Origin of the sequence: Micromonospora sp. URMC 106 (assembly GCF_051386395.1) — a bacterium.
Classification (GTDB): Bacteria; Actinomycetota; Actinomycetes; order Mycobacteriales; family Micromonosporaceae; genus Micromonospora.
In genome coordinates this window covers 80398-104244 of sequence record NZ_JBPQTP010000007.1, presented here as the reverse complement: position 1 = coordinate 104244, position 23847 = coordinate 80398, and the positions used below count along the sequence as shown (strand labels likewise).

21 protein-coding genes are annotated in these 23847 nt (G+C 73.7%); 12 read left to right on the top strand and 9 right to left on the bottom strand.

What is annotated here, in order from left to right; genetic code table 11:
• The 3 genes from ACSNOB_RS04095 to ACSNOB_RS04085 all read right to left on the bottom strand — a co-directional run.
• On the bottom strand, positions 1-718 hold a 718-nt coding region (locus ACSNOB_RS04095), incomplete at its 3' end, for a MauE/DoxX family redox-associated membrane protein (protein WP_436685233.1).
• A gap of 75 nt (positions 719-793) precedes the next feature.
• On the bottom strand, positions 794-1390 hold the full coding sequence (locus ACSNOB_RS04090) for a cell wall protein (protein WP_436685232.1): 597 nt from the start codon (positions 1388-1390) through the stop codon (positions 794-796).
• A gap of 13 nt (positions 1391-1403) precedes the next feature.
• Complete coding sequence (locus tag ACSNOB_RS04085; protein WP_393110737.1) at positions 1404-1817, bottom strand: hypothetical protein; 414 nt, start codon at positions 1815-1817, stop codon at positions 1404-1406.
• 218 nt (positions 1818-2035) lie between these two features.
• On the opposite strand from ACSNOB_RS04085, the gene ACSNOB_RS04080 reads away from it, so the two are divergent.
• The 4 genes from ACSNOB_RS04080 to ACSNOB_RS04065 all read left to right on the top strand — a co-directional run bounded on the left by ACSNOB_RS04080 (position 2036) and on the right by ACSNOB_RS04065 (position 6363).
• A complete protein-coding gene (locus tag ACSNOB_RS04080; protein WP_436685231.1) occupies positions 2036-2491 on the top strand; it encodes a DUF4383 domain-containing protein in 456 nt (151 codons plus the stop codon).
• Between the two features lie 243 nt (positions 2492-2734).
• Complete coding sequence (locus ACSNOB_RS04075; protein WP_436685230.1) at positions 2735-5239, top strand: PEP/pyruvate-binding domain-containing protein; 2505 nt, start codon at positions 2735-2737, stop codon at positions 5237-5239.
• A 12-nt stretch (positions 5240-5251) separates the two neighbouring features.
• Positions 5252-5842, top strand: coding sequence for a TetR/AcrR family transcriptional regulator (locus ACSNOB_RS04070; protein ID WP_436685229.1), 591 nt, complete (start codon positions 5252-5254; stop codon positions 5840-5842).
• 158 nt (positions 5843-6000) lie between these two features.
• Entirely contained in the window at positions 6001-6363 is a 363-nt protein-coding gene (locus ACSNOB_RS04065) for a hypothetical protein (RefSeq protein WP_393110745.1), read from the top strand.
• Positions 6364-6522: 159 nt separating this feature from the next.
• On the opposite strand, the gene ACSNOB_RS04060 is transcribed toward ACSNOB_RS04065, so the two are convergent.
• The gene (locus ACSNOB_RS04060) at positions 6523-8394 is read right to left on the bottom strand and encodes an adenylyl cyclase (protein WP_436685228.1); all 1872 of its coding nucleotides are present in this window, start codon (positions 8392-8394) and stop codon (positions 6523-6525) included.
• 392 nt (positions 8395-8786) lie between these two features.
• Between ACSNOB_RS04060 and ACSNOB_RS04055 the strand changes: the two genes are divergently transcribed.
• On the top strand, positions 8787-11258 hold the full coding sequence (locus ACSNOB_RS04055; RefSeq protein WP_436685227.1) for a low temperature requirement protein A: 2472 nt from the start codon (positions 8787-8789) through the stop codon (positions 11256-11258).
• Between the two features lie 63 nt (positions 11259-11321).
• On the opposite strand, the gene ACSNOB_RS04050 is transcribed toward ACSNOB_RS04055, so the two are convergent.
• A complete protein-coding gene (locus ACSNOB_RS04050) occupies positions 11322-12161 on the bottom strand; it encodes a bifunctional helix-turn-helix transcriptional regulator/GNAT family N-acetyltransferase (RefSeq protein WP_436685226.1) in 840 nt (279 codons plus the stop codon).
• A 37-nt stretch (positions 12162-12198) separates the two neighbouring features.
• Positions 12199-13569, bottom strand: coding sequence for an endo-1,4-beta-xylanase (locus tag ACSNOB_RS04045; protein ID WP_436685225.1), 1371 nt, complete (start codon positions 13567-13569; stop codon positions 12199-12201).
• Positions 13570-13982: 413 nt separating this feature from the next.
• On the opposite strand from ACSNOB_RS04045, the gene ACSNOB_RS04040 reads away from it, so the two are divergent.
• From ACSNOB_RS04040 to ACSNOB_RS04025, 4 genes are all read left to right on the top strand, one after another.
• Positions 13983-14189 (top strand): hypothetical protein, encoded by a 207-nt coding sequence (locus ACSNOB_RS04040; RefSeq protein ID WP_393110755.1) that lies wholly within the window; start codon positions 13983-13985, stop codon positions 14187-14189.
• 156 nt (positions 14190-14345) lie between these two features.
• Positions 14346-15038, top strand: coding sequence for a rod shape-determining protein (locus ACSNOB_RS04035; protein ID WP_436685224.1), 693 nt, complete (start codon positions 14346-14348; stop codon positions 15036-15038).
• A gap of 215 nt (positions 15039-15253) precedes the next feature.
• Positions 15254-15526 carry a potassium transporter TrkA gene (locus tag ACSNOB_RS04030; protein ID WP_436685223.1) on the top strand — a complete coding sequence of 91 codons (273 nt, stop codon included), beginning with the start codon at positions 15254-15256 and terminating at the stop codon, positions 15524-15526.
• 166 nt (positions 15527-15692) lie between these two features.
• A complete protein-coding gene (locus ACSNOB_RS04025) occupies positions 15693-16064 on the top strand; it encodes an antibiotic biosynthesis monooxygenase family protein (protein WP_436685222.1) in 372 nt (123 codons plus the stop codon).
• A 272-nt stretch (positions 16065-16336) separates the two neighbouring features.
• Here the strand turns inward: ACSNOB_RS04025 and ACSNOB_RS04020 are convergent, their stop codons facing one another.
• Together ACSNOB_RS04020 and ACSNOB_RS04015 are read right to left on the bottom strand one after the other, a co-directional pair.
• Positions 16337-17452 (bottom strand): DUF4185 domain-containing protein, encoded by a 1116-nt coding sequence (locus ACSNOB_RS04020; RefSeq protein ID WP_436685221.1) that lies wholly within the window; start codon positions 17450-17452, stop codon positions 16337-16339.
• Positions 17453-17869: 417 nt separating this feature from the next.
• Entirely contained in the window at positions 17870-18157 is a 288-nt protein-coding gene (locus tag ACSNOB_RS04015) for a DUF1905 domain-containing protein (RefSeq protein WP_393110765.1), read from the bottom strand.
• An 89-nt stretch (positions 18158-18246) separates the two neighbouring features.
• Here ACSNOB_RS04015 and ACSNOB_RS04010 point away from each other — a divergent pair, with 89 nt between their 5' ends.
• Complete coding sequence (locus tag ACSNOB_RS04010) at positions 18247-19101, top strand: ATP-grasp domain-containing protein (RefSeq protein ID WP_436685239.1); 855 nt, start codon at positions 18247-18249, stop codon at positions 19099-19101.
• A gap of 38 nt (positions 19102-19139) precedes the next feature.
• Here the strand turns inward: ACSNOB_RS04010 and ACSNOB_RS04005 are convergent, their stop codons facing one another.
• Positions 19140-21038: a transketolase gene (locus tag ACSNOB_RS04005; protein ID WP_436685238.1), complete on the bottom strand. Its 1899-nt coding sequence runs from the start codon at positions 21036-21038 to the stop codon at positions 19140-19142.
• A 302-nt stretch (positions 21039-21340) separates the two neighbouring features.
• Here ACSNOB_RS04005 and bla point away from each other — a divergent pair, with 302 nt between their 5' ends.
• Together bla and ACSNOB_RS03995 are read left to right on the top strand one after the other, a co-directional pair.
• A complete protein-coding gene (bla, locus tag ACSNOB_RS04000; protein WP_436685220.1) occupies positions 21341-22270 on the top strand; it encodes a class A beta-lactamase in 930 nt (309 codons plus the stop codon).
• 426 nt (positions 22271-22696) lie between these two features.
• Positions 22697-23575, top strand: a complete 879-nt coding sequence (locus tag ACSNOB_RS03995; protein WP_436685219.1) for an SPFH domain-containing protein — start codon at positions 22697-22699, stop codon at positions 23573-23575.
• Positions 23576-23847: the final 272 nt, after the last annotated feature.

Here is a 23847-nt window from a genome sequence, read left to right as displayed (position 1 = left end):
CCGGGCGGCCCTGGTAGCGCGCGGCGTGCCCGACGAAGCGCCAGTCGCCGTCGTCCCAGTGCTCCCGCACGTCGGAGCGGAGCAGCGGGGCCACCCGCCGGTAGGCGTCGCTGAGCTGGAGTTGCTGCACGGTGGCCAGCAACGGCACGCCGGTGCCACCGCGCAGCGGGTGGGTGAGCCGGGCGCGCAACCGGCGCAGCGGCAGCAGCCAGGCCGCGTCCAGCTCCGGCGAGAGCGCCACCACCGCCGCCAGCTCGGCGATCAGCACCACGCCGCCGACCACCGGCTGCCCGGCGAGCGCGCTCGCCCAGCCGTCGGCGGCCAGCCCCGCCAGCCCGCCCGCCGCCAGCAGCAGCCCGGCCCGGGCCAGGCCGCGGCCGGAGACCGGGGTGGCACGGGCGCTCAGGCACCCGCAGGAGGAGGCGGGGGCGGCCCGACGGGAGTACGCGAGATAGGCGACGAAGCCGGATGCCAGCGCCGTCGCCGCGGCCGCCTCCCCGAGCCGGGCGGGCGGCAGCACGAGCAGCGCGCCGAGGGTCAGCTCGACAGCGCCGAGCAGCCGGTACGCGGGCAACGCCCGGTGCTGCCCGAGCAGCCGGACGAGCGCCGACCGGCCGGCCGCGGCGGCGGCGTGCCGGCTGAGGAGCTTCACGCGGGCGGACCAGATCAGCACCGCGCCGACGACCAGCGGTTGCAGCGCCGCGATCAAGTCGATCATGGGGTCTCCATCGGGTGGTCCGGCGGGCGGCCCCCGGGCGGTGCGCCGACGCGTACCGCCCGGACGGCCGCGCCGTCAGGCGGCGGCGTAGACGGTGGCGATGTCGATCTCGTTGGTGTCCGGGTGCCAGGCGCCGAGCACCTGCACGTGCCGGCCGACCCGCAGCAGCGACATGTCGCTGACGGCGGGGGTGCCGTTGTAGACCGCGGCGGAGCGGTCCGGCACGACGTGCGCGACGATCCGGCGGCCCTTGTGGTCGAGGTGCAGCACGTTGCGGCCGACCGCCGCGATGTGTCCGTGCAGGTTGACGATGTTGACCCAGACGGCGTCCGCGGCGAGCGTGCCGTCGGGCAGGCGCACGCCGCGGGCGTAGAGCCCGTCGCCGACGGCGACCCGGTCGAACGTGGTCGGGTGCAGCTTCCAGATGCTCGTGCCGTCGGTGATCCGGATCGAGTGCAGCACGGTGTCCGAGCCGGTGACCAGCAGCATGTTTCCGGAGATCGTGCTGATCCGGCCCTCGGCGAAGTTCGGGTCCGGCGTGCCGGGCTCGACGGCCGCGGCCTCGGTGGCGAAGGCCGCCTCGGGGGCGAGCGAGCCGAGTCCGGTGGCGCCCACCACTCCGCCGAGCGCGGCGGTGGCGAGCAGTCGCCGGCGCCTCAGGGTCTGGTCCATGGGGTCCTCCCGTTCAGACGGCGTCGACCGAGCAGGGCCGCAGCCCGGTGGAGAGACTGGCGATCGCGCTGTACGCGGCGGGCGTCAGGTCGATGATCCGGTTGCTGCCGCAGGCCGAGCCGCAGCAGGTGCGTTCGCCGCAGAACAGGTCGGTCTGCGGGCCGCAGTCGGCGATGGCGGTGCCGACCCGGGCGCCGTTGCAGAGGTTGGTGGTGTAGTGCCGGAAGCCGCAGCCGCGGCGGCTCATCCCGCTGATCCCGCACACGTGCGGCCGGGTGATGGCCAGGCACGCGTCGGAGGTGTTCGGCCAGGCGTGCTGGTAGTTGCCGGACGAACAGGTGCCGCAGGCGCCACCGCCGGCCGTGCCGCAGGGTCCCCAGGCGTTGCCGCAGCAGAACCACGACACCTCGCCTCGCAGAGCAACCACGGGTACCTCCTCTCCACATCCGATCAACAACGACATCCATCGATGTAAGAGGTGATTGTTGTGGCGTAAATCATCGAAGTCAATGGATGATTGGAAGGATTTCTACGCGCGCCCGTCCGGCGCCGGCGTCGGCGATCTCGCGATGGCGCTTTCGTCGGGTTTGGTGCGGGTGTGTCGGGGGACATGAGCTGACGGTTTCTTCGACGGAGGTAGATGACATGGTCACCCGCTCAGGCCCCGGCACCGCGACGACCGGCAGGCACCCCGTACGCACCGCCGCCCAGGTGGTGGGCGCGGTCTTCGTGCTCGTCGGCCTGCTCGGCTTCATCCCGGGCGTCACCAGCAACTACGACACGATGATGTTCGCCGGGCACGAGTCCGAGGCGAAGCTGCTCGGCCTGTTCCAGGTGTCGATCCTGCACAACCTGGTCCACCTCGCGTTCGGCGTGGCCGGGCTCGTCCTGGCCCGCACGGTCTCGGGCGCCCGCGCCTACCTGATCGGGGGCGGCGCCGCCTACCTGGTGCTCTGGCTCTACGGTCTGGTCATCGACCACTCCAGTAGCGCCAACTTCGTCCCGCTGAACGGCGCCGACAACTGGCTGCACCTCGTCCTCGGCCTCGGCATGATCGCCCTCGGTGTGGTGCTGACCCGCCGGCCGGCCGACCGCCGCTGACGGCATCGGGGTCCCGGCCGCCCCGTTCCGCCGTGTACCGACCGCTCCGCCCCGCCCCCGGCGACCCGGGGGCGGGGCGGTCGGCGTTCCGGCTCGTTCACGGCGTCGGCTCGGGTCGCGCGGGCCGGCTGTGGCCGGGGTGGCTCCGCCCGTCGCGAGCCGGCTCCGGGGGCTTGGCATTGCACTTGCATTGCAAACGACGTACTGTCGTTGGCAGTGCAGTTGTATTGCAAAGGAGTGTCCATGCGTGTGATCGCGTTGTCCGAGGTGACCGGGGACATGGTCGACCTGGTGGGCGGCAAGGCGGCCCGGCTGGGGGAGATGGCGCGGTCGGGCGAGCGGGTTCCGGACGGCTTCTGCGTCACCACGGCCGCCCACGAGCTCGGCGTGGTGCCGGCGGCCGAGGTCGCGCAGGCGTACGAGCGGCTCGGCGGGGGACCGGTCGCGGTGCGCTCCAGCGCGACCGCGGAGGACCTCCCGGACGCCAGCTTCGCCGGCCAGCAGGACACCTTCCTCGATGTCACCGGGATCGCCGACCTGCTCGGGGCGATCGAGGGATGCTGGCGCTCGCTGCACGACGCCCGGGCCGTCGCCTACCGGGACGCCCACGGAATCGACCACACGTCGGCGCGGATGGCCGTCGTCGTGCAACGCATGGTCGACCCGGCGGCCGCGGGTGTGCTGTTCACCGCCAACCCGCTCACCGGCTGCCGCACCGAGATGATGGTGGAGGCGGCCGCGGGTTCCGGCGCGGCCGTCGTGGACGGCAGCGCCGCCGTCGAGCGTTACGTCCTCGACGGATCACCGCCGGCCGGCGACGGGCTGCTCGACTCGGCGCGGCTCGCCGAGCTGCGGGACGCGGGGCGCCGCCTCCAGGACCGGTTCGGCGGCCCGCAGGACGTCGAGTGGGCGTACGACCGGCAGGGCGTGCTCTGGCTGCTCCAGTCGCGGCCGGTCACCACGCTGTTCCCGCTGCCGCCGGAGACCGGGCGCCCGACCCCCCGGATCTACCTGGAGTTCGGTCACGTGCAGGGCATGCGGCAACCCGCCACCCCGATGGGCATGTCCAGCCTGAAGTCGCTGGTGGCGGCGATGCTGGCCTCGTTCGGTCTCACGGTGGAGATCACCGACATCGGCGGGCGCCTGTACGGCGACCTGACCGACCTCGCGCGCAACCCGTCCACCCGCAAACGGCTGGTCAAGCTGATGGCGGTGGACTTCGGCCCGCGCGCGCAGGCGGTGATGGAGCACGTGCTCGCCGACCCACGCTTCGCGCCGGTGCCGCATGCCCGCCCTGACCGTACGGCCACCGGCCCGGCCCTGCGGACCGCCGTCCGCGCCGCCACCGGGGTCGTGCGGGCGCTGGCCCGCCCGGAGGCCGCCCGCGCCCGGCTGTTCCGGGAGGTCGAACGCCTCCGGGCCGGGTCGGTCGCCCCCGCCGGGCTGGCCACCGCCGCCGATCGGCTGCGTTACGTGCGGGACGAGGACCCGTCGGCCGGACCCGACGACATCGTCTGGCCGATCGTCGCCGGGATGCTCGCCGCCACGCTGCCGGCCTCGCTGCTGCGGGGCGTGGCCGACCCCGACGAGATCAACACCGTGCTGGGCGGTATGCCGCACAACGTCACCATCGAGATGGACCTGGCGTTGTGGCGGCTGAGCCGGCAGGTCGGCGAGCACCGCCACCTGCTGCTCAGCACTGCGCCGCAGGACCTGGCCGCGGCGTACGCCCGGGGAGCGCTGCCCGACTTCGGGCTGGCGGCGTTCCTGGACCGCTACGGTCACCGCGCCGCCGCCGAGGTCGACCTCGGGGTGCCGCGCTGGGACGAGGACCCCGCGCCGGTCTTCGCCATGCTCGCCAACTACCTGCGCGTCACCGATCCGGAGCAGGCCCCGGACCGGCGCTTCGCCCGCGCCGCGGCGACCGCCGAGGCCACCTGCGCCGACCTTGTGGTCCGGGCCCGCCGGCGCCGGCCGGTCCGCGGCCGGATCGCCGGGTTCCTCCTGCGCCGGGCGCGGATGCTGGCCGGCCTGCGGGAGGCCGGCAAGTTCGCCGGGCTCTACCGACTGCGGGCGATGCGCCGGCAGTTGCTGCTCGTCGGGGCCGAGCTGGCGGAGCGCGGACTGCTCGGGCAACCCGGCGACATCATGTTCCTGACCCTCGACGAGGCGCACGCGGCCGTGCACCACGGCGCCGACCACCGGTCGGCGGTCGCCGCGCGTCGCACGACGCACCGGCGGGAGCTGCGCCGCACCGTGGTCCCGGTGGCGCTGCTCTCCGACGGCACCGACGTCGAGGCCGTCCTCGCGCCGGCGCCGGCTCCGGACGGAGCCCTCCGGGGTGTGGGCGCGGCGGCGGGCAGGGCAACCGGCCCGGCCCGGGTCGTCCTGGACCCGGCCACCGCCCACATCGAACCCGGCGACGTCCTGGTCGCGCCTACCACCGACCCGGGTTGGACGCCCCTGTTCCTCACGGCCGCCGCGCTGGTCACCGAGACGGGGGCGGTGATGGCGCACGGCCCGACGGTCGCCCGGGAGTACGGCATTCCCGCCGTCATCTGCGTCCCGGACGCCACCCGCAGGATCCGGACCGGTCAGCTCGTCACGGTGGACGCCGTCGCCGGCACGGTGACCGTCCACCCCGCACCCGTGCCGGAGCGGGCTCCGGCACGCGGGCGGGGAGCGGTGGTCGCCGCCGGCGGCGAAGGCGGAGGTCCGCCGGTGGCCGGCGACGCGGCCCGCCCATGACAGCATGAGCCCATGCCGAAGAAGGTCGACCGCCACGAACGGCGCACGCTGATCGCGGCCGCTCTGATGCGCGTCGCCGCGCGGCAGGGCGTGGAGGCCGTGAGCCTGCGCCACGTGGCCACCGAGGCCGGCGTGTCGCCCGGGATGGTCCAGCACTACTTCCGCACCAAGGACGAGATGATGGCCTTCGCCATGACCGTCGTGCGGGAGCGCAGCCAGGCCCGGGTCACCGCCGCGATCGCCGGCCTCGGCGAGGCCCCGGCCCCCCGGCTGCTGCTCCGGACGATGGTCGCCGCGCTGCTGCCGCTGTCCGAGGAGTCGCTCGCCGACGGGCGGGTCGCCCTGGCGTTCCTCGCGTACGCGGCGGTGCGGCCGGACGTCGCCGCGGGCATGCGCGAGGACACCGAGCAGATGCGGGCCTTCGTCGCCGACCTCATCTCCGGCCCCCGCCGGGACGAGTACGCGGCCGGCGTGCTGGCGCTGATGGAGGGGCTGGGCGTCCACCTGCTTAACGGTCACTACACGGCGAAGCAGGCGCTGGCCGCGCTGGACGCTCATCTCGACCTCGTCTTCGGGGCGGCGGACCGCGCGGAGAGGCCGTGATCACCGTCTGGGAGGCGACGGCGGAGCGGGGGCGGCCGGCACCCTCGACGGGCCGCCGATAAAAGTTTCCGCCCCCATTGATGATCCCCTTGGAACTAATCTCCAAAGCGACTAACCTCCTGTGGACCACCTACCGTCCACCATGGAGGAGACTGGTCATGCGCAAGCTGATGTCAGCGGTCGGAGCGGGGGCCCTGCTGGCCGTGGGGCTGGTAGCCGGCGCCGCCGCCCCGGCACAGGCGGCGAGCTGCACGCTCGTGCAGTCCGAGATCTACAACGGCGCCAACATGATCGCCTACTCGCAGGGGCTGCAGGGCTGCTCCGGCGACGTCTACTGGGAGATCCAGTCGGGCGACGCGGGGAGCTGGCAGGTCGCCGACAGCGGCACCACGCACTACGACAACCAGGTCCAGAGCTACTACGGCGACCTCGAGTTTCCGTGCTACATGCGGATCTACGCGAAGTTCGGCACCCAGGAGAAGCTGACCCAGCCGGTGCGTAACTACAACTGCGCCGGCTGACGCCAGGACGAGCCGGGCCGCCGGGGTTCGCGACCTGCACGCCTGGTGGATCGCCACCAGCGACGTCGCCGGGCGGGGCGGCCTCGGTCACCCCGCCCGGCAGGTCACCGGCACGAGCCGCGGCGGGTCGGCTCCGGCTCGAGCCGACCCGCCGCCGCCTCAGGACGCCGGATACCGCACGAGGTAGACCGGCGCGCCGACCCGGGTCGTGTCGGCCGCCGCGCCCACGCCGTTGACCACGTGGTCGATGGTGCCGGCGCTGAGGTTCACCGTCATGACGTGGTGCAGCCGCACGCCCGGGGTCACCGGCACCTCGAACCCGTTCTCGGTGTGGATCGCCGGGTTGTTCTGGTTGAACACGTACACCCCGCCGCCGTGCAGGGTGTGGTGCCGCACCCGGTCGGCGACCTTGTAGCCGGCCCAGCCCTCGACGTCGCCGTTCATCCAGTCGGCCTGCGTCGGCGGGTCGTACGGCAGCTCGTTCTGGTAGAGGACCACCGTGCCGTGTTCGCCGTTCCAGACCGTGTTGTACCGCTGGAAGTGCTCGACGAACAGGCCGGTGGCCGTCACGTGGTCGCCGTTGACGACGACGCCGTGACGGCCCGTGTTGGTCCGCCACCGCTCGGTGTCGCCGTTGACGCCCTCGGTGAAGCCCTCGACGCCGTGGTCCCCGCGCCACACCCAGGTGTGGTCGATGAGGACGTGGTCGGCGTTGACCTCCAGCGCGGTGTCCGCCCTGCCGACATGCGGCCCGCCGACCCGGAAGTACACGTCGGACAGCGTGATCGGGTTGTGCGGGGTGCTGGCGTGGCGCCCGCGTTCGCGTCCCACCCGCAGCAGTACCGGTGACTCGGTGGGGCCGGCGTCGACGGTGACGCCGGCGACGACCACGCCCGGGACGCCGGCGACGTCCAGCGGGACGGCGCCGTCCACGGCGGTCAGCGTCGCGTGCCCGAGGCCGAGAACCACGGTGTCGGGCCGCCTGACCTCGATGCTGCGCGCGATGTCGTACACGCCGGGCGTGAGCAGCAGGTGCCTGCCGCGCGCGAGTTGGCTGTTGATGACGTGCACCGGGTCGGACGGCCGGGCGACGAAGAAGTCACGGATCGGGATGCTCCGGCCCGGCGTCATCCCCTTGCCCCAGGAGACGCCTCGGCTGCCGCGCCGCGCGGCGGGCACGCGGACGTGGTACCTCCCCCGGTCGTCGACGTACAGGTAGGGCTTCTCCCGGCTGAGCGGAGTGGTGTCGAGCGTGGTGTACGGCGGATCGGGGAAGCCGGCGTCGTCCGGGGCGCCCACGGTGCCCGCGAAGACCTGGTTCCACACCGCGTTGGACCAACTGGCGACCTCGCTGTTGCGGGTCAGCCACTGCTGCTGCGAGCCGTTGGTGATGGCGGGCAGCCGAGAGTCGGCGATGAAGCCGCCGCTGGCGTACTGCGGGCCGGCGGTGCAGTAGTCCATGAGCGACAGCCCGCCGCCGTGGATGTCGAGGCGGCGCATCGACACCGCCTGGGACACCGCCCAGAAGTTGGCCGACGCCCGGCAGCCGTCCTGGCCGGTGGCGTTGACGGAGATCGACAGGTTGGACAGGGTGCGCCAGAAGTTGACCAGGGCGATGCAGTTGCCCGTGCCGCCGCCGGCGAGGCAGCGGTTGTAGACCTCGACCTTGCCGTTGATCCCGACGTCGGTGGGGGAGGCGCCCAGGCCGGAGACCTCCGTGTGGTAGCCGACCTTCACGTGCAGCGGCTGCTCGTTCGTGCCGTAGGCGCCGGGCATGAAAAGGTACGCGTGCCGACCGGTGCCCATCTCGTCGTCGACCTGCCGAGCGTGGGCGGCGTCGAGGATCGCCTGGATCTCGCCGACCGGCATGCTCGGGTCGAAGATCGTGACGCGGGGCCCGAGGTCGGGCGCGCCGTGTCGGGGCGGCCCGGCGGCGGCCGTGCCGGTCGTGCCGGCGGCGGTCGTCAGCACGAGGCCGAGCACGAGCGCCCGGCCGAGTCGCCGTCGCCCGCCGAGGATCTGGGTTCTCATGCGGTTCGTCCTCTCCGCCGGGCCGGGAGCTGTTCCGGGCGCGGCGAGCTGCGTGGGGAGGCGCCCCGGCGGCGGGCACGAGGGCCCTCGTGCCGTGCGGCCCGGCAAGTGGTCGTCGTCGACCTGCCTCGTCGGATGGCCGCGCGGGTCGGAACACCGCGTGAGAGCGCTCTCGGCCTGGCATGTTTCTACCCCGAGAACGCGCCGCGCGCTACAGCAACGAACCTCGATCTTCGCCGGAAGCGCGCTCCGTCGCGCCGCCCGCAACCGACGCCGGCCGGGCGACGAGCCGGCCGGTCCCCGGAGACCACGGCGATCCGGACAGAGGAGCGGGCGCGGCCGCGCTTTTCGGATCTGCTGTCCGACCTGCCCGCCCTTGGCAGAGTGAGGAGGTGACCGAGAAGGGGCCGACGGTGGCGGCCGGCCGGATCCAGCTGGTCGGCGAGTCCAGCGCGGTCAGCCGGCTCGAACTCTTCCTCGACCTGATCTTCGTCTTCGGCTTCATCACCGTCTCCGACCTGGCCGCGGCGAACCTCACCGTCGAGAGCCTGCTGCACGGCGTGGTGCTGCTGGTCCTGCTCTGGTCGTGCTGGATGTCGTACGCCTGGCTCGGCAACGCCGTCCGCGTGGACCGGGGGATCATGCCGGTGGTCATCTTCGCGCTGGCGGCGGTGATCCTGGTCATCGGCGTGACCCTGCAGGAGGCGTTCGCCGACAAGCCGGGTGGGCTGCGCGGGCCGCTGCTCCTCGTGGTCTGCTACCTGGTCGTGCGGTGCGGCGCGCTGCTGGTCGCGACCCTCGCCGTCTGGCGGGATCCCGCCGTCCGCCGCGTTCGCCTGCGTGCCTGGTGGCCCGCGCTCGCCGCCGCGCCGTTGCTGCTGGCGGCGGGCCTGCTGCCCGTCGACGGGTTCGGCGCCGGCGGGGAGGCCCGGGAGTGGATCCGTTTCGCGCTGGTGCTGGCCGCCATCGTCGTCGAGTACGTCGGCGCGTGGCTCATCGGCATGGTCTGGTGGCGCCTCCGCTCCGTCAAGCACTGGACCGAGCGGTTCCAGCTGATCATCCTGGTGGCGTTCGGCGAGATCATCATCTCGGCCGGCACGGGCCAGGGCGTCGGCTCGGCCACCCCGGTCAGCTGGGGGGTGCTCGGGGGCACCGTGCTCAGCATGCTGCTGGTGGGCGTCCTCTGGTGGACGTACTTCGACATCGCCCGGTTCTCGGCGGAGGACGCGCTGGAACACGCGTCCGGCCTCGCCCGCGCGCGGCTCGCCCGTGACGCGTACGCGTACGTGCACCTGCCGATGATCGTCGGGCTGACCCTGCTCTCCGTCGGGCTGAAACACACGTTCAACGGCGTGGCGTTCCAGTCGGTCCGGTCGGAGTCCGCGCTCGGCCTGTTCGCCCTGTACGGCGGGGTCGCGCTGTACCTGCTCGCCCTGATCGCCTTCGAACGCCGGGCGATGGGCATCTGGGGCCGGGGGCCGATCGTCGGCCTCGTCCTGGTGCTGGTCCTCGCCCCGGTCGCGGCGCTGGCGCCGGTGGTCGTCGAACTCGGCCTGCTGGCCGCCGCGGTGGTCAGCCTGGTCCTGCTCGACCGCACCGTCTTCCGGGTGCGGCACCGGTCGCTGCACCGGAAGATCCAGCCGGTCACCGAGCGCTCCAGCGGGGTCACACCCAAGGAACTCTTCCTCGACCTGGTCTTCGTCTACGCCTTCATCCAGGTCACCGAGCTGATGACCGCGCGACCCGGCTGGCGCGGGCTGGCCGAGGGGCTGGCGGTGCTCGCGCTGCTCTACTGGGCGTGGTGCTCCTACGCCTGGCTCGGCAGCGCGTTCCGCACGGAGAACGCCGTGGCCCGGCTCCTGCTCCTCGCCGCCGCGGCGAGCATCCTGGTGATCGCCGTCGCCGTGCCCGTGACCTTCGCCGACCTGCCCGGTGGCCTGCGCGGGCCGCTGGTCTTCGTGACCTGCTACGGCGTCGTGCGGGCGCTGAACCTCGCCGCGTTCTGGATGTTCGCCCGCAACGACCGGGTGTTCCGGGGCCAGTTGGTGCGGCTCGCGGTGCCGGCCGCCGTGGCGCTCGCGCTGCTCTACGCCGCTGCCTCCGTGCCGCAGCCGCCGGCCGATCCCGAGGCGTTCGCGGCCGTGCGCGCCGGACTCTGGGCGACCGCCATCGTCGTCGACCTCGGTAGCGGCTACCTGCTGAACGCCCGGCACTGGCCGGTCCGCTCCGCCGAGCACTGGGCCGACCGGTTCGGCCTGCTCATCCTCGTCGCGCTCGGCGGCGCGATCATCTCGACCGGCGCGTCGGTGAGCAACCGCGCGGTCTCCGCGCCCATGGTCGTCGCCACCGTGCTCGGGCTGGTGGTGGTCGCGATGCTCTGGTGGGCGTACTTCGACGTCGACGCCACCGCGGGACAGCGAGGCGTGCAGAGCCTGCAGGACGGCCGGCGCAGCCGGCTGGCGCTCGAGGCGTACACGTACACGCACCTGCCGATGATCATCGGTGTCGTGCTGGTCGCGCTCGGGCTGCGCAGGACGGTCGCGGAGATCGAGCGGGTCGCGGGACCCGTCGGGTGGAGCATGTCCCACCTCGCCCTCTACGGCGGTGTGATCGTCTTCCTCCTCGGCGACAAAACCTTCTGGTGGCGAATCCAGCACCGCGTCCGTGGCCGCCGGGTGGTCGCGCTCGTGACGCTGGCCGTCCTACTGGGCGTGGCCACCACGGTGTCCCGGCTCGCGTCGCTGGCCCTGCTCGCCGCCGTCCTGAGCGCGTTCACGCTGGCCGAGGCCGTCGGCACCCGTCATGTGCGCAGGGCCGTGCACGACCCGTTGGTCTCGGAGTCGTCCGCGCCGCACCGGCGCTGACACGCCAGCAGGTCCCGGGCGGGTGCAGGCGGGGCGGTCGGCGTAGTCCTGCCGGCCGTGCGGTCACGGCGCCAGGCGCTTCTCGAACCAGTGGTGCGCGTAGGGCTCGGCGTTGTACGGCTCGACCTCGCGGTAGCCCGCCGAGCGGTACATCGCGATCGCCTCGGTGAGGTTGCGGTTGGTGTCCAGTCGGACGGTGGTCCAGCCCCGGTCGACGGCGTGTCGTTCCAGCTCGTCCAGCATCCGCCGGCCGACCCCGAGCCCGCGTACGGTGTCCGCCACCCAGACCCGCTTGATCTCGGCCGGCGCGTCGCGGTGGAGCTTGACCGCCCCGCAGCCGACGGGTTCGGCGTTGAGGGTGGCGAGCAGGAGCACGCCGGCCGGCGGGACGAGGTCCTCGTCGTGGACCGCGTTGCTCCGGGCCGGGTCGAACCCGTCGTCGAACCGTCGGGCGACCTCCCGGGCGTAGGCCCGCATGCACGCCCGGGCCCGTGGGTCGCTCGGCGGGCAGGGTTCGATGACCACCATCGAGGCGACGAGCAGCCGCTCGACCTCGGCCATGGCCGCGACGAGCCGCTGCCGGCGCTGCTCGGTCAGCGGTTCGAGGATCGACGAGGCGAACTCGTCGGAGCGCTTGTCGAGCTCGATCCACTCCGCCCGGCCGGTGTCGGTGAGCGTGGCGACCCGCACCCGCCCGTCGCCGCCGACCTGGTCGGACGGCCCGACGGTGACGAGTCCGTCGGTTTCCAGGATGCGCAGCAGCCGGCTGAGGTGCCCCGAGTCCAGCCCGAGCCGGGCCCGTAGCGCCGCGACCTCGGCGCCGCGAGGGCCGATCTCCCAGAGCACCCGCGCCTGCGCGAGGGGGCGCCCGCGCGCCATGTACTCGTCATCGAGGGCTCCCACCCGTTGGGTCACCGTCCGGTCGTCCCCGAGGGGCCGGTCAGGACGCGGTGCAGGAGCGCACCTGCGGGCGCGTCCAGTTGCCGTTGGCCATCGTGGTGAACCCGAAGACGTTGCCGCTGCCGTTCGACCGCATGGTCATGACGTTCCCGCTGCTGTCCCAGCTCGGGGTGCCGTTCCAGGTGGCGGAGACCTTCTGCGGGGGCGTCACGGCGACGACGACCGTCCAGGTGGTCGCGCCGCTGACCGTCACCTCGCTGTTGAACCGGTCGGCCCAGCGGGTGCCGTCGCGCAGGGTGGCGGTGCAGCCGCCCCCGCCGGGCGGCGGGGTCGTCGGCGGGGCCGTCGTCGGCGGGGCGGTGGTCGGCGGGGCCGTGCCGCCGTTGAGGGCGGCGAGGACCGCGTCGTACGCGGGCTTGCGGTTGCCGCTGTTGTCGAACAGCAGAGGGGTGTCGGAGGCCCGCCACGAGTCGCTGTCCCGGATGCCCCAGACGGTGATGCCGGTGCAGCGGGAGACGGCCAGGCAGTCGTTGACCACGTTGCGGTACGTGGTGGGCGACGCGCCGGCGATGTCCAGCTCGGTGATCTGCACGTCGACGCCGAGCGCGGCGAAGCTGGACAGCGTGGTGCGGTAGTTGCCCGGGTACGGCGAGCCGCTGTTGAAGTGCGACTGGAAGCCGACGCAGTCGATGGGCACGCCGCGCTGCTTGAAGTCGCGGACCATGTTGTAGACGGCCTGGGTCTTGGCGTGCGTCCAGTCGTCGGTGTTGTAGTCGTTGTAGCAGAGCTTGGCGCCGGGATCCGCCGCGCGGGCGGCCCGGAACGCGGCCTCGATCCAGTCGTTGCCGGTGCGCTGCAGGTTGGAGTCGCGCCGGGCGCCGGTGCTGCCGTCGGCGAACGCCTCGTTCACCACGTCCCACGCCACGACCTGCCCGCGGAAGTGGGTGGCCACCTGGGTGACGTGGTTGAGCATCGCCTGACGCAGCGCGCTGCCGCTCATGTTCTGCATCCAGCCGGGCTGCTGGGAGTGCCAGGCCAGGGTGTGGCCGCGTACGCTCATGCCCCGGCTGCGGGCGTGGCTGACGATCCGGTCCGCGTTGGCGAAGGTGAACTGCCCCTGCTGCGGCTCGGTGGCGTCGATCTTCATCTCGTTCTCGGGCGTCACGGAGTTGAACTCGCGGTTCAGGATCGTGACGTAGGTGTTGTCGCTGAGCTTGTTGGCGGCCACGGCGGCGCCGAAGTAGCGGCCGCGCTCCGCCGCGGACGCGCCCAACGTGGTCCCGGCGCTGGCCGCGCCGGGCACGATCATCGTGCCGGCCGCGGCGAGCAGGCCCACGGCGGCGAGGACCAGGGCGCCGCGCACCCGAGGGCTCGACCTGGGGCGGGTGTCCCGGTGACACCTCTCGAACATGGTTGCTCCTTCTCTGGGGCCGGTCCGCGTCCCTGCGGCGCGGAACGGCGTGGTGGGGTGTGCCGGGGCCGAGCCGCTCGGCCGAGCGCGCCGGAGGGGGCGCCGACCGCAGCCATCGACCTCAGTGGATGTGGAGTATGGCAGCGCCGCGCATCGGCGAGCAACAATTTCCGGAAAACTAACGAGAGCTGTGGCGGGCCGCTCTCCGGCCGGGCCGGAGAAAGAAGCAGCTAGAAATGTGGTTGAGTGATGCCGACGGCCGGTGCGGGACGTGCCGGGCGATCAAGAGGCGTATCTGAGGGGCCGATGTTCCGGGACAGTTCCGTAACAGGTGCAGGGCCCCGCGCCCCTCCGTTTCCGCCCGCCAGCCGGCGGCATGGCCGGGAACAGCCCGCCCGGCTATGGTGGCGGGCATGCAGGATCGGCACGGTGTCCGCCGCGCCGGCAAGCGGGTCTCGCTGCCGGCGCTGCTGATGCTGGCCGTGCTGGTCATGGTGCTGTCGGCGGCGCGGGCGATCGGGCTGTGCATCGTGTTCCGGTCGACGCGCCGGGCCGTCCCGGGTTGCGTGCCGGCATGGTCGGCGGACCGCGCTCCGCCCAGGCTGACGTTCGCCGTCTGAAGCCTGACCGCCTCCCGGCGCCGCGCGGCGCCGGCCCTTGGCTTGGAGCACCATGCCTACCCCGCGTCACGACCCGCGTCCCCGTACCTCGTCCGTCGGAGACGGGCCGCCCCACCCGGTGACCCGCGCCGTCGCGAACGCCCCACTGCGGGGGCGATGACCGTGCTGGCGCCCGGCGCGTACGCCCGCCTCGGCGTACGACATCCCCTCGCCCTCGACCTCGGCACGTCGACGGTGCGGGTGTGGACCCCGCTGCACGGCGCGGTCGTGGCCGAGCCCGCCGTCGTCGCGCGGATTCCGTCCGGCGGCCACGCCGTCGGGCGCGCCGCCATCGACCTGCGGGCCACCAGCGGAGCGAAGCTGGTGTGGCCGGTGCGGCACGGCGTCGTGGCGGACTTCGCCGCCTGCGTACACCTGCTGCGGGTCGTGGCCGCGGCCACCGGGCGGCCGGGCGGCGACCTGTCCCCGGTGGTGGTCGGTGTGCCGGCCACCGCCACGTTGCGGCAGAAGAACCTCCTGGTCGCGGTGGTCCGTCGGGCGCTCGGTGGGCGCGTCTCCACCGTCGAGGAGCCGCTGGCGGCCGCCCTGGCCTGCCCGGCCGACCTCGATCACGACGACATCGTCGCCATCGACATCGGGCACGGTCGCACCGAGATCGCCCGCATCGCCGACCGAGGCGTCGCGGCGGCCGAGCGCGTCGACGTGCCCAACGCCGTCGACCAGGTGCCGCTGATCGCGGCCGCCGTGCGACGCCTGGGCGCCCACCCGGCCTGCGCGGGTCGACGTCGGCTGCTGATCACAGGCGCGGCGCCGCGCATCCCGGGCTGGCGGCCCAACTGGCTGCCCTGACCGGCCGTACGGTCACGATGCCCGCCGACCCGCACCTGGCCACGCTCGCCGGCCTGCGCCTGCTGCTCACCGGCTGACCGGGCGACGGTCCCGCGCGGCGTCCCGGTGGCGGTGCCGTGCGGCCGCCCGTCGCCTCCCGCGGCCGGCCGAGCCCCGTCCGGCCGCGACCGCACCGCGCCCTGTCGCCCGCTTCCCCCTCACCACCTGGAGTTCTGATGGACGTCGAACTGACACCGCTGCCGGGCATCGGATTTCGTCGGATGTTCACCACCGACGCGGGGTGCCGCGTCGGCGTGGTGACCCACTACGCCGGCGGCCGGCGTGAGCTGGTCTACCACGATGGCGACGACCCCGACGCCACCCGCAGCATCACGTTGAAACGCGACGAGGCCGTCGCCCTCGCGGGACTGCTCGGCCTCCTCGACGTCTTCGACGTCACCATCACCGCCGCCGACGACGGGGGGAGGCGACCCGCCGCACCGCGGTGAGACACCCCCCGCCGCCCCGCGCCGGGCCGTGGCACGGCGGCGGCGAGGTCGGCCGGCGCAGCGTCGTCAGGTCGGCCGGCCCGGCGACGCCGGAGCGTGGCGGGTCGGTCGAGGCCGGAGCTCGTCGGGGTCAGACAATTCGCCGGGTGGGCAAGTACCATGAGCCGTGACCACTCCTTACTTCGCCCGACCTGAGCCGCCGTACTATGTCGCCGTCTTCACGATCACGCCGAGCGGAACCGATCCCGACGGCTACGCCGAGATGAACAAGCGGATGTTGGAGTTGGTCGAAACTCACCCTGGCTACCTGGGCCGAGAGTCAGCGGTCCTGCCGGACGGCAGTGACCTCGTCGTCATCTACTATGCGGACGCCGAATCGATCCGTGCCTGGAAGCGGAACCCTGAGCATGTGGTGGCCCAGCAGCTCGGCCGGCAGAGGTGGCTCGCGAGTTACCGTGTCGAGGTGGCGCGTGTCGAGCGCGCCTACGAGTTCACGGCGGGCTCCGGTGTGGACGCGGCGTCGGACGGCGGTGGATAGACCTGCGGATCAGTGCCGATCAACTCGTGCTCCCGTGTCGCCGGGTGGGCGCACGACCGGTCGACAGCCCGCGCCACATGGGGCGAGACGGCGGCGCGCCCTCCAGCAGGTCGACGGTGCGTTCCCGGCGCGACCTCTGCCGCACCCCGGCCGGGTGATCGGTGCGGTAGCGGACCACGATCCGGCACGCTCCGCGAACGCCCCGGCGGCGGCGACTCCCGCGGTGCCGGTCCGGGCGGGACGACTCGCCCCGGCCCGCCCCTCGGGCGTGCTCAGGCGGTCGCGACGAACTGACTGACGTGGTACGCGGTGCTGCGGTTGTCGGGCGTCCTGGTCCACTTCGACACCATCAGGTGCAGGTCGTTGGCCCCGCGAGTCGACCACGGGTGGATGAAGCCGCCGTAGAGCCCCGGCTCCTGCCACGAGGTGACCTGGACCTTCTCGGCCGTCCAGACCCGGTCCGGCCCGGCCGCGGTGCGGGTGACGATGCAACCGGTGGCGCAGTTGAGGTAGGACATCACCCAGGTGCCGTCGGCGAGCCGTCGCACCGACGGCTCGCCGAAGCGGCCGGTGAGGATCGGCGTGCACGGGCGGCCCCAGCCCCAGCTGCTGCCGTTCCAGCCCCAGCCCTCGTACGACTCGGGGTGGAACAGCCGGTCCCAGCGGACCCGGCGCAGCATCATCGGGCCGTCCTGGCGGCCGGAGCGCACCGAGAACACGTACACCCAGTCTCCGTCGCGCTGCATCGTCCACATCTGGAACGGGTCCGTGTTGGCGCCGTTGTTCCACCACTTCAGCGGCGTACGGACGAAGTCGTTGCCGTTGTCGCTGTACGCCAGCCCCGCGTAGCGCGACTTCCAGTGCGGCCCGGCCGGGCCGGCGGAGGCCCAGTTCTCGATGCTCATGTACGACACGAGCTGGCGCCCGGTCTCGGGGAAGCTGATCCCGTCGTTGGGGATGACGGTCACCTCCCAGAGGCCGTCGATGCCGACGCCGTTGTGGCCGTTGTGCATCAGCTCCGGGGCCCGCCCGTTGCCGGCGACCCGGGCGGCGCTGTCGAAGACGATCCCACCGCTGGAACCGGGGTGGACGTTGGAGCGCAGCATCACCGGGGAGCGCCAGTCGTTGGGCAGCGGCGGGCCTTCCGGCCACGGCGTGTTGAAGGTGTCGCCGAACAGGTAGCCGATGGAGCCGTTCTCCAGCACGTACGGAATGCCGAGGTCCGTGCCGGCGACCTGCCACCGGTGGTTGGTGTCCAGGTCCGCGCCGGTGAGGCGTTTCTTCCAGGACGCGGCCTGCGCCGCGGCGGGGGCCAGGGCCGACCCGACCGCGGCGGCCGCGCCGACGGTGGCGACCCTTCCGAGCAGTGCACGGCGGTTGATGGTCATGACCGTCCTTGTCGCGAGGGGCGCCGGGCGGGGCGGTGGACTGCGGAGGCGGCGCGGATGTCATTCCGGCCAAGCGACCTACGTCGATGTAGGGCAGCAAACTACGGCCAACTTCCCGAAGGGGTCAAGCGCGCCCGGCGATCGAAGGATGTTTGCGGGGGCCTAGTGGCACCCTGCCGGAAACTTTCGCCGACCCATTGACAGGCGTCACCGCGCCTCGCCAGACTCGCGGCCAACGGAAACACCGATCGCCCAGCACCACGCCGGGAGACGCGGGCCAGCCGGTCGCCGAGCCGGGCGATGCGCGCCGAGCACCACCCCGACCGACCGGCGGCGGTCCGACACCACGGGCCGACTACCACCGACAACTGGGGCGGCGCGCCGTAGCGGCCGGCCGGGGAGCCGGGTCGGGCCCGGTCAGACGTCGACGACCAGGTGGACCGTGACCGCGTCGCCCACCGTCAGCCCTTCCGCCTCGCGTACCCCCGCCTTCACCGGCACGAGGTAGCGACCGTCCTTGGGAAACAGCGACGTCCGCCACCCGGTCGCCCCGATCCGCGCCATGACGGGGATCATGCCCCAGCCGTAGCTCACGGACGCGCACGTGGCGTTCAGTTCGTGGGAGCCCTCTTCCGGCACGGTGACGAAGTGCCAGGGCGCCGGGCCCCGCCAGAACCACATCTCGCCACTGAACTCCAGCTCCATCGACCCAGGATAGGACCGCCGTCGCCGGCACCGCCGCCCCCGGAACGCGTTCGCGTCGTCCGGGCCGATCGGGCAGCATCTACCGGGTGATGTTGGTGGTTCCCGCGGACCCGCTGTGGCCGCGTCGCCCGGACGAGCACTTCGCGCCGGAGGCGGACGCCGCGCGGGATGCCGGCGTCGCGGTCGCGATCGTCGACCACGACGCGCTGGCCCGGGGCGACGACGTGCGGCGGGCCGTCTCCCGGGTGACGGGGGAGGGCGTCGCGGTCTACCGCGGCTGGATGCTGCGCAGCGAGCGGTACGCCGCCTTCGCCGCCGCGCTGGCCGGCTGCGGCGTCACGCTCCGGACTACCCCCGAGCAGTTCCGGCGCGCCCACGAGCTGCCCGGCTGGTATTCCGACCTTGCCGACGCGACGCCGCGTACGACGTGGAGCGTCGGGACGCGGCGCGCCGACTTCGACCGGGCGAGGCGGGAGCTCGGCGACGGGCCGGCGGTGTTGCGCGACTTCACCAAGTCGATGAAGCACCACTGGCACGAGGCGGCGTTCATCCCGGACCTCGCCGACGGCGACCCCGCCTGGGCGGTCGCGAGCCGGTTCCTCGATCTGCGCGGCGACGACTTCGTCGGTGGCTTCGTGCTGCGCCGCTTCGAGCGGTTCACCACCGCCGAGGTCCGCACGTGGTGGGTCGACGGCGTCTGCGTCCTGGTCGGCGCGCATCCGGACAGCCCGCACGACACCCCGCCGGAGGACTTCGACCCGCGCCCGCTGGGCGCGTCGATCGGGGCGCTGGGGCTGCCCTTCGTGACCGTTGACCTGGCGCTGCGCGCCGACGGGGTGTGGCGGATCGTCGAACTCGGCGACGGGCAGGTCAGCGACCGGCCGGTCACCGTCGCACCGGCCGCGCTGGTCGGCGCGCTGTTCACCGGCCCGACCCGGCCCTGACCGCGAGAGGTGCGCACGCGGCGGCGCTCCGCCCGGGATCAGCCGGCCGGTCGGGGCCTGCCGGCACCGAGCGGCCCGGACAGCGCGGCGCGCGACGCGGCGACGATCGCCTCCACCCCGATTCCCGCCTGGTCCATGAGTTCGCTCGACGTCCCGGAGGTGGGCAGTCCGCGCACCGCCAGGTGCGTCACCCGAACCGGTTCGGCGAGGTCGGCCAGCGCCTCCAGCACGGCCGATCCGAGGCCGCCCTCCGGGTAGTGGTCCTCCACCACCACCAGCCGGCCGCCCGTGACCCGGACGGCGTCGAGCAGCCGCTGTCGGTCGAGCGGCTTCACCGAGTACAGATCGATCACCCGGGCCTGGACGCCCTCGCCCGCAAGCCTGTCCGCGGCGGCGAGGCAGTGGTGCACCGTCACCCCGGCGCCGACGAGCGCGACCCGGTCGTCGGCGCCGCCGCGCAGCAGCTTGCTGCCACCCACCGGGAAGTCCTCGCCGTTGTCGTACAGGACCGGGTAGGCGCCCCGGGTCGTCCGCAGGTAGGTGACGCCCGTGAGGTCGACCATCTGGCGGGCGAGGGCGGCGCAGGACACGGCGTCGCTGGGGTAGAGGACGGTCGACCCGTGGACGGCGCGCATCGCCGCCAAGTCCTCCAGCCCCATCTGGGAGGGGCCGTCCGCGCCGACCTCCACCCCCGCGTGGGAGCCGGCCAGGGCGATGTCGGCCCGGGAGATCGCGGCCATGCGGATGAAGTCGTAGGCGCGGGAGAAGAAGGCCGCGAAGGTCGACGCGAAGGGGCGGTAGCCGCGCACCTGCAGCCCGACCGCAGCGGCGACCAACTGCTGCTCGGCGATGAACATCTCGAAGAACCGGTCGGGATACTCCTCGGCGAACCGGTCGGCGCGCGTCGAGTCGCTGACCTCGCCGTCCAGCGCGACCACGTCGGGCCGGGCGCCGAGCGCGCGCAGCGCGTCGCCGTAGGCGTTCCGGGTGGCCACCCTCGCCCCGCGCTCGTACCGCGGCGGCTCCGGCGGCGCGCCGGCGGGCGCGGCGCGCGGCGGCGCGGGCTCGGGGCGCGGCCCGTCGACGCGGATGCGGCGTACGCCGCCGAGCGCCTCGACGGCGCGTTCGGCCAGGTCGGGCTTGAACGGCTTGCCGTGCCAGCCCGGCTTGTTCTCCACCTCGGGCACGCCCTTGCCCTTGACGGTCCGGGCGAGCACCACGGTCGGGCCCGTCGCCTGCCGGGCGCGGCCCAGCGCCTCGTCGACGGCGACGAGGTCGTGTCCGTCGACGACGACCGCCTGGCAGCCGAACGCCTCGACCCGCCGTCGGTAGGTGTCCAGGTCCCACTCCAACTCGGTCGGCCCCCGCTGCCCGAACCGGTTCACGTCGACGACGGCCGTCAGGTTGCCGAGCCCGTAGTGGCTGGCCTTGTCCAGGGCCTCCCAGATGGAGCCCTCGGCCGTCTCGCTGTCGCCGCACAGCACCCAGACATGGAACGGCAGGCGGTCGAGGTACCGGCCGGCCAGCGCGATCCCGACGCCGACGGGCAGCCCCTGGCCGAGCGCGCCGGTGGCGACGTCGACCCAGGGCAGCGCCGGCGTCGGGTGCCCCTGTAGGCGCGACCCGAACCGGCGGTACGTCTCCACCAGCTCCTCGTCGCTGATCACGCCGACCGCCTTGAAGACGGCGTACAGCAGCGGCGAGGCGTGGCCCTTGGAGAAGATGAGGTGGTCGTTGGCGCGGCTGTGCGGATCCGACCAGTCGTAGCGCAGGTGCCGGGAGATCAGTACGGCGAGCAGGTCCGCGGCGGACAGGCTGGACGTCGGGTGGCCGGACTCGGCGCGGGTGCTGCACCGGATCGCGTCCACCCGCAGCTGCGCGGCGAGTTCGCCGAGCTCGGTGATCTCGTCCGCGCGGAGTGTGCGCTCTGCTTCCATGGTCACCGGCATCGCCTCCAGCGATCGGCCTTCCTCGGCCAGCCCTCCGCTGCCGGACACCCGGCCCACGGCCGGTGCAGCCTCCCGCCGGCCTGCTTGGGGTAACCGTAGTCAGCAAACCCGGTCCGGCGTCCGGCATCCACCGATTTGCCCGGCAGGCGTGGTTCCGGTTGGCGGTGTGCGGCCCGCCTCGTCGCGGTGGCGGCGTGCCCTGCTGTTCTGGCAGCATCACCCGGAGGATCCGACGGCGTCGACGCAGCCGGCCGGCGCGCTTCGCGGATCGACGGGAGGAACGACGGACGATGGTGATCCCGCGGCTGCGGAGCGCCCGGATCGCTGTCGCCCTCGGGCTCGTCCCGCTCGCCGCCTGCTCGACGACCGCCACCCCCTCCGCGCCCGCGTCGGACCGGGCCACCTCGTCGGCCCCGGCCGCGGCCTCTCCCGCTCCCTCGGCGGTCGACGCCGGCTTCCGGCAGCTCGAGGCCGAGTTCGGTGCCCGGCTCGGCGTCTACGTCGTCGACACGGGATCCGGCCGCACCGTCGAGCACCGCGCCGACGAGCGGTTCGCCTACGCGTCGACCTTCAAGGCACTGGCCGCCGCGGCCGTCCTGGACGAGACGACGACGGCCGAGCTCGACCAGGTCGTCCGCTACACCGGCGCCGACCTCGTGGCCCACTCGCCGGTGACGAAGGAGCACGTGGACGAGGGCATGACCCTGCGCCGGCTCGCCGACGCCGCGGTGCGGTTCAGTGACAACACCGCGGCCAACCTGCTGCTCGAGCGACTCGGCGGCCCGGACGGCTTCGAGCGGAGCCTGCGCGCCCTCGGCGACGAGGTCACCGACCCCGAGCGGACGGAGACCGCCCTCAACGAGGCGAGGCCGGGCGACGTGCGCGACACGAGCACCCCCCGCGCCCTCGCCAGCGACCTCCGGGCGTACGCCGTCGGCGACGCGCTCTCCGCCGAGGACCGCGCCCTGCTGACCGGATGGCTGCGCGGCAACACCACCGGGGACGCGCTCATCCGGGCCGGCGTCCCGGCGGGCTGGGTGGTCGGCGACAAGACCGGCGCCGGCGGGTACGGCACGCGCAACGACATCGCCGTGGTGTGGCCCCCCGACGGCGACCCCGTCGTGCTCGCGATCCTCTCCAGCCGGACCGATCGGGACGCCCGGTACGACGACGCGCTGATCGCCAGGGCGGCGCGGCTGGCGATCGCCGCGTTGCGCTGAACCGCGGCCGTCGCCGGCCACCGGAGCCCGCAGGAGAGGGATCGCGCCGCCAAGGAACCCGCCGTCCGCAGCTACGCCCCGCGCGGCCGGCGCACCTGCACATCGACCTGTTGCCGCAGTGGCAGGGCCGGGGCTGGGGCGGCGGCTGACGTCGCGGTTGGCGCCGGCCCGCACGCCGCCGGGGTGCCCTCGGTGCACCCGGGGATGCTGATCAGCAACGTGGCCGCCCCGCCGGTGCTAGGACCGGTTGGGCTTCACCGGGGTCGCGGTCGCGGACGCCGGCCCGCCCACCTTCCTGGCCCGGTCCACCGCGGGCCTCGACGGGCCGCCGGAGCGGTGACCGGCGCCGGCCGGTGGCCGGCAGGACTATCTCGCGACGTGGCGGGAAAGGGGCCGCCCGGGTAGCCGTTGCGGATCGGGGGTGCCGTGGAAGCCGTCGTGATCGGCGTGGTGATCGTGATCGCGGTCCTGGCGCTGGTCGGCGCGCTGAGCGTCCGGCTGGTGCAGCAGTACCAGCGCGGTGTCGTGTTCCGCTTCGGCCGGGTGCTGACGCCGGTCCGGGAGCCCGGGCTGCGGCTGATCGTCCCGATCGCGGACCGGATGATCCGGGTCAGCATGCAGACGACCGTGATCGGCGTGCCCCCACAGGGGGCGATCACCCGGGACAACGTCACCCTCACCGTCGACGCGGTGGTCTACTACCGCGTCGTCGACCCGGTGAAGGCGCTGGTCAACGTCCGCGACTACCCCTCGGCCGTGCTCCAGGTGGCGCAGACCGCGTTGCGTTCGGTGATCGGCAAGGCCGACCTGGACACCGTGCTGGGCGACCGGGACCGGGTCAACGCCGAGCTGAAGGCGGTCATCGACGCGCCGACGGAGGAGCCGTGGGGGCTGCTCATCGAGCGTGTCGAGGTCAAGGACGTCGCGTTGCCCGAGGGGATGAAGCGATCGATGTCCCGCCAGGCCGAGGCGGAACGCGAGCGCCGCGCCCGGGTGATCGCCGCCGACGGCGAGTACCAGGCGTCCCGCCGGCTCGCCGACGCGTCCCGGGCGATGGCGGCCACGCCCGGCGCGTACCAGCTGCGGCTGCTGCAGACCGTGGTGGACGTGGCGGCGGAGAAGAACAGCACCCTGGTGATGCCGTTCCCGGTCGAGCTGCTGCGCTTCTTCGACAAGGTCACCCGCGACACCGGACCGTCGGAGGCGCAGGGACCCGTGGCGCAGGGGCCCGTGGCGCAGGGGCCCGTGGCGGAGGGGTCCGCCGCTGCGGCGCCCGGCGACGGCCGCCGTCTCCCGCCGGCCTGACCCTCGCCGCCGCCCGTCCGGCCGCAGGCCCCGCGCCGGCCGGTCTGAGCGCGCCGCCGCCGCGGGCTCGCCTTGCCGACCGCACACCTGCACGGTGGCGGCACCGCCGGCGGGCGGGCCGGATCGTGGACGACGGCGCAGCCGAGCCGGGCGGTGCCGACCACCCCGGCGAACCGCGGTCGGGACCGGGCGCGGCAGCGCCCCCGGCAGCCTGCCGACCGAGCGGGTCGGCCGCGGCCAGCGCACGGTCGAACTGACGCTGCGCTGGGCCT

Coding starts and splice junctions, on each gene's coding strand:
- ACSNOB_RS04090 (WP_436685232.1), bottom strand. CDS start 1,390: ATGGACCAGACCCTGAGGCGCCGGCGACTGCTCGCCACCGCCGCGCTC.
- ACSNOB_RS04080 (WP_436685231.1), top strand. CDS start 2,036: ATGGTCACCCGCTCAGGCCCCGGCACCGCGACGACCGGCAGGCACCCC.
- ACSNOB_RS04075 (WP_436685230.1), top strand. CDS start 2,735: ATGCGTGTGATCGCGTTGTCCGAGGTGACCGGGGACATGGTCGACCTG.
- ACSNOB_RS04070 (WP_436685229.1), top strand. CDS start 5,252: ATGCCGAAGAAGGTCGACCGCCACGAACGGCGCACGCTGATCGCGGCC.
- ACSNOB_RS04065 (WP_393110745.1), top strand. CDS start 6,001: ATGCGCAAGCTGATGTCAGCGGTCGGAGCGGGGGCCCTGCTGGCCGTG.
- ACSNOB_RS04060 (WP_436685228.1), bottom strand. CDS start 8,394: ATGAGAACCCAGATCCTCGGCGGGCGACGGCGACTCGGCCGGGCGCTC.
- ACSNOB_RS04045 (WP_436685225.1), bottom strand. CDS start 13,569: ATGTTCGAGAGGTGTCACCGGGACACCCGCCCCAGGTCGAGCCCTCGG.
- ACSNOB_RS04040 (WP_393110755.1), top strand. CDS start 13,983: ATGCAGGATCGGCACGGTGTCCGCCGCGCCGGCAAGCGGGTCTCGCTG.
- ACSNOB_RS04035 (WP_436685224.1), top strand. CDS start 14,346: ATGACCGTGCTGGCGCCCGGCGCGTACGCCCGCCTCGGCGTACGACAT.
- ACSNOB_RS04030 (WP_436685223.1), top strand. CDS start 15,254: ATGGACGTCGAACTGACACCGCTGCCGGGCATCGGATTTCGTCGGATG.
- ACSNOB_RS04020 (WP_436685221.1), bottom strand. CDS start 17,452: ATGACCATCAACCGCCGTGCACTGCTCGGAAGGGTCGCCACCGTCGGC.
- ACSNOB_RS04015 (WP_393110765.1), bottom strand. CDS start 18,157: ATGGAGCTGGAGTTCAGTGGCGAGATGTGGTTCTGGCGGGGCCCGGCG.
- ACSNOB_RS04010 (WP_436685239.1), top strand. CDS start 18,247: ATGTTGGTGGTTCCCGCGGACCCGCTGTGGCCGCGTCGCCCGGACGAG.
- ACSNOB_RS04005 (WP_436685238.1), bottom strand. CDS start 21,038: ATGGAAGCAGAGCGCACACTCCGCGCGGACGAGATCACCGAGCTCGGC.
- bla (WP_436685220.1), top strand. CDS start 21,341: ATGGTGATCCCGCGGCTGCGGAGCGCCCGGATCGCTGTCGCCCTCGGG.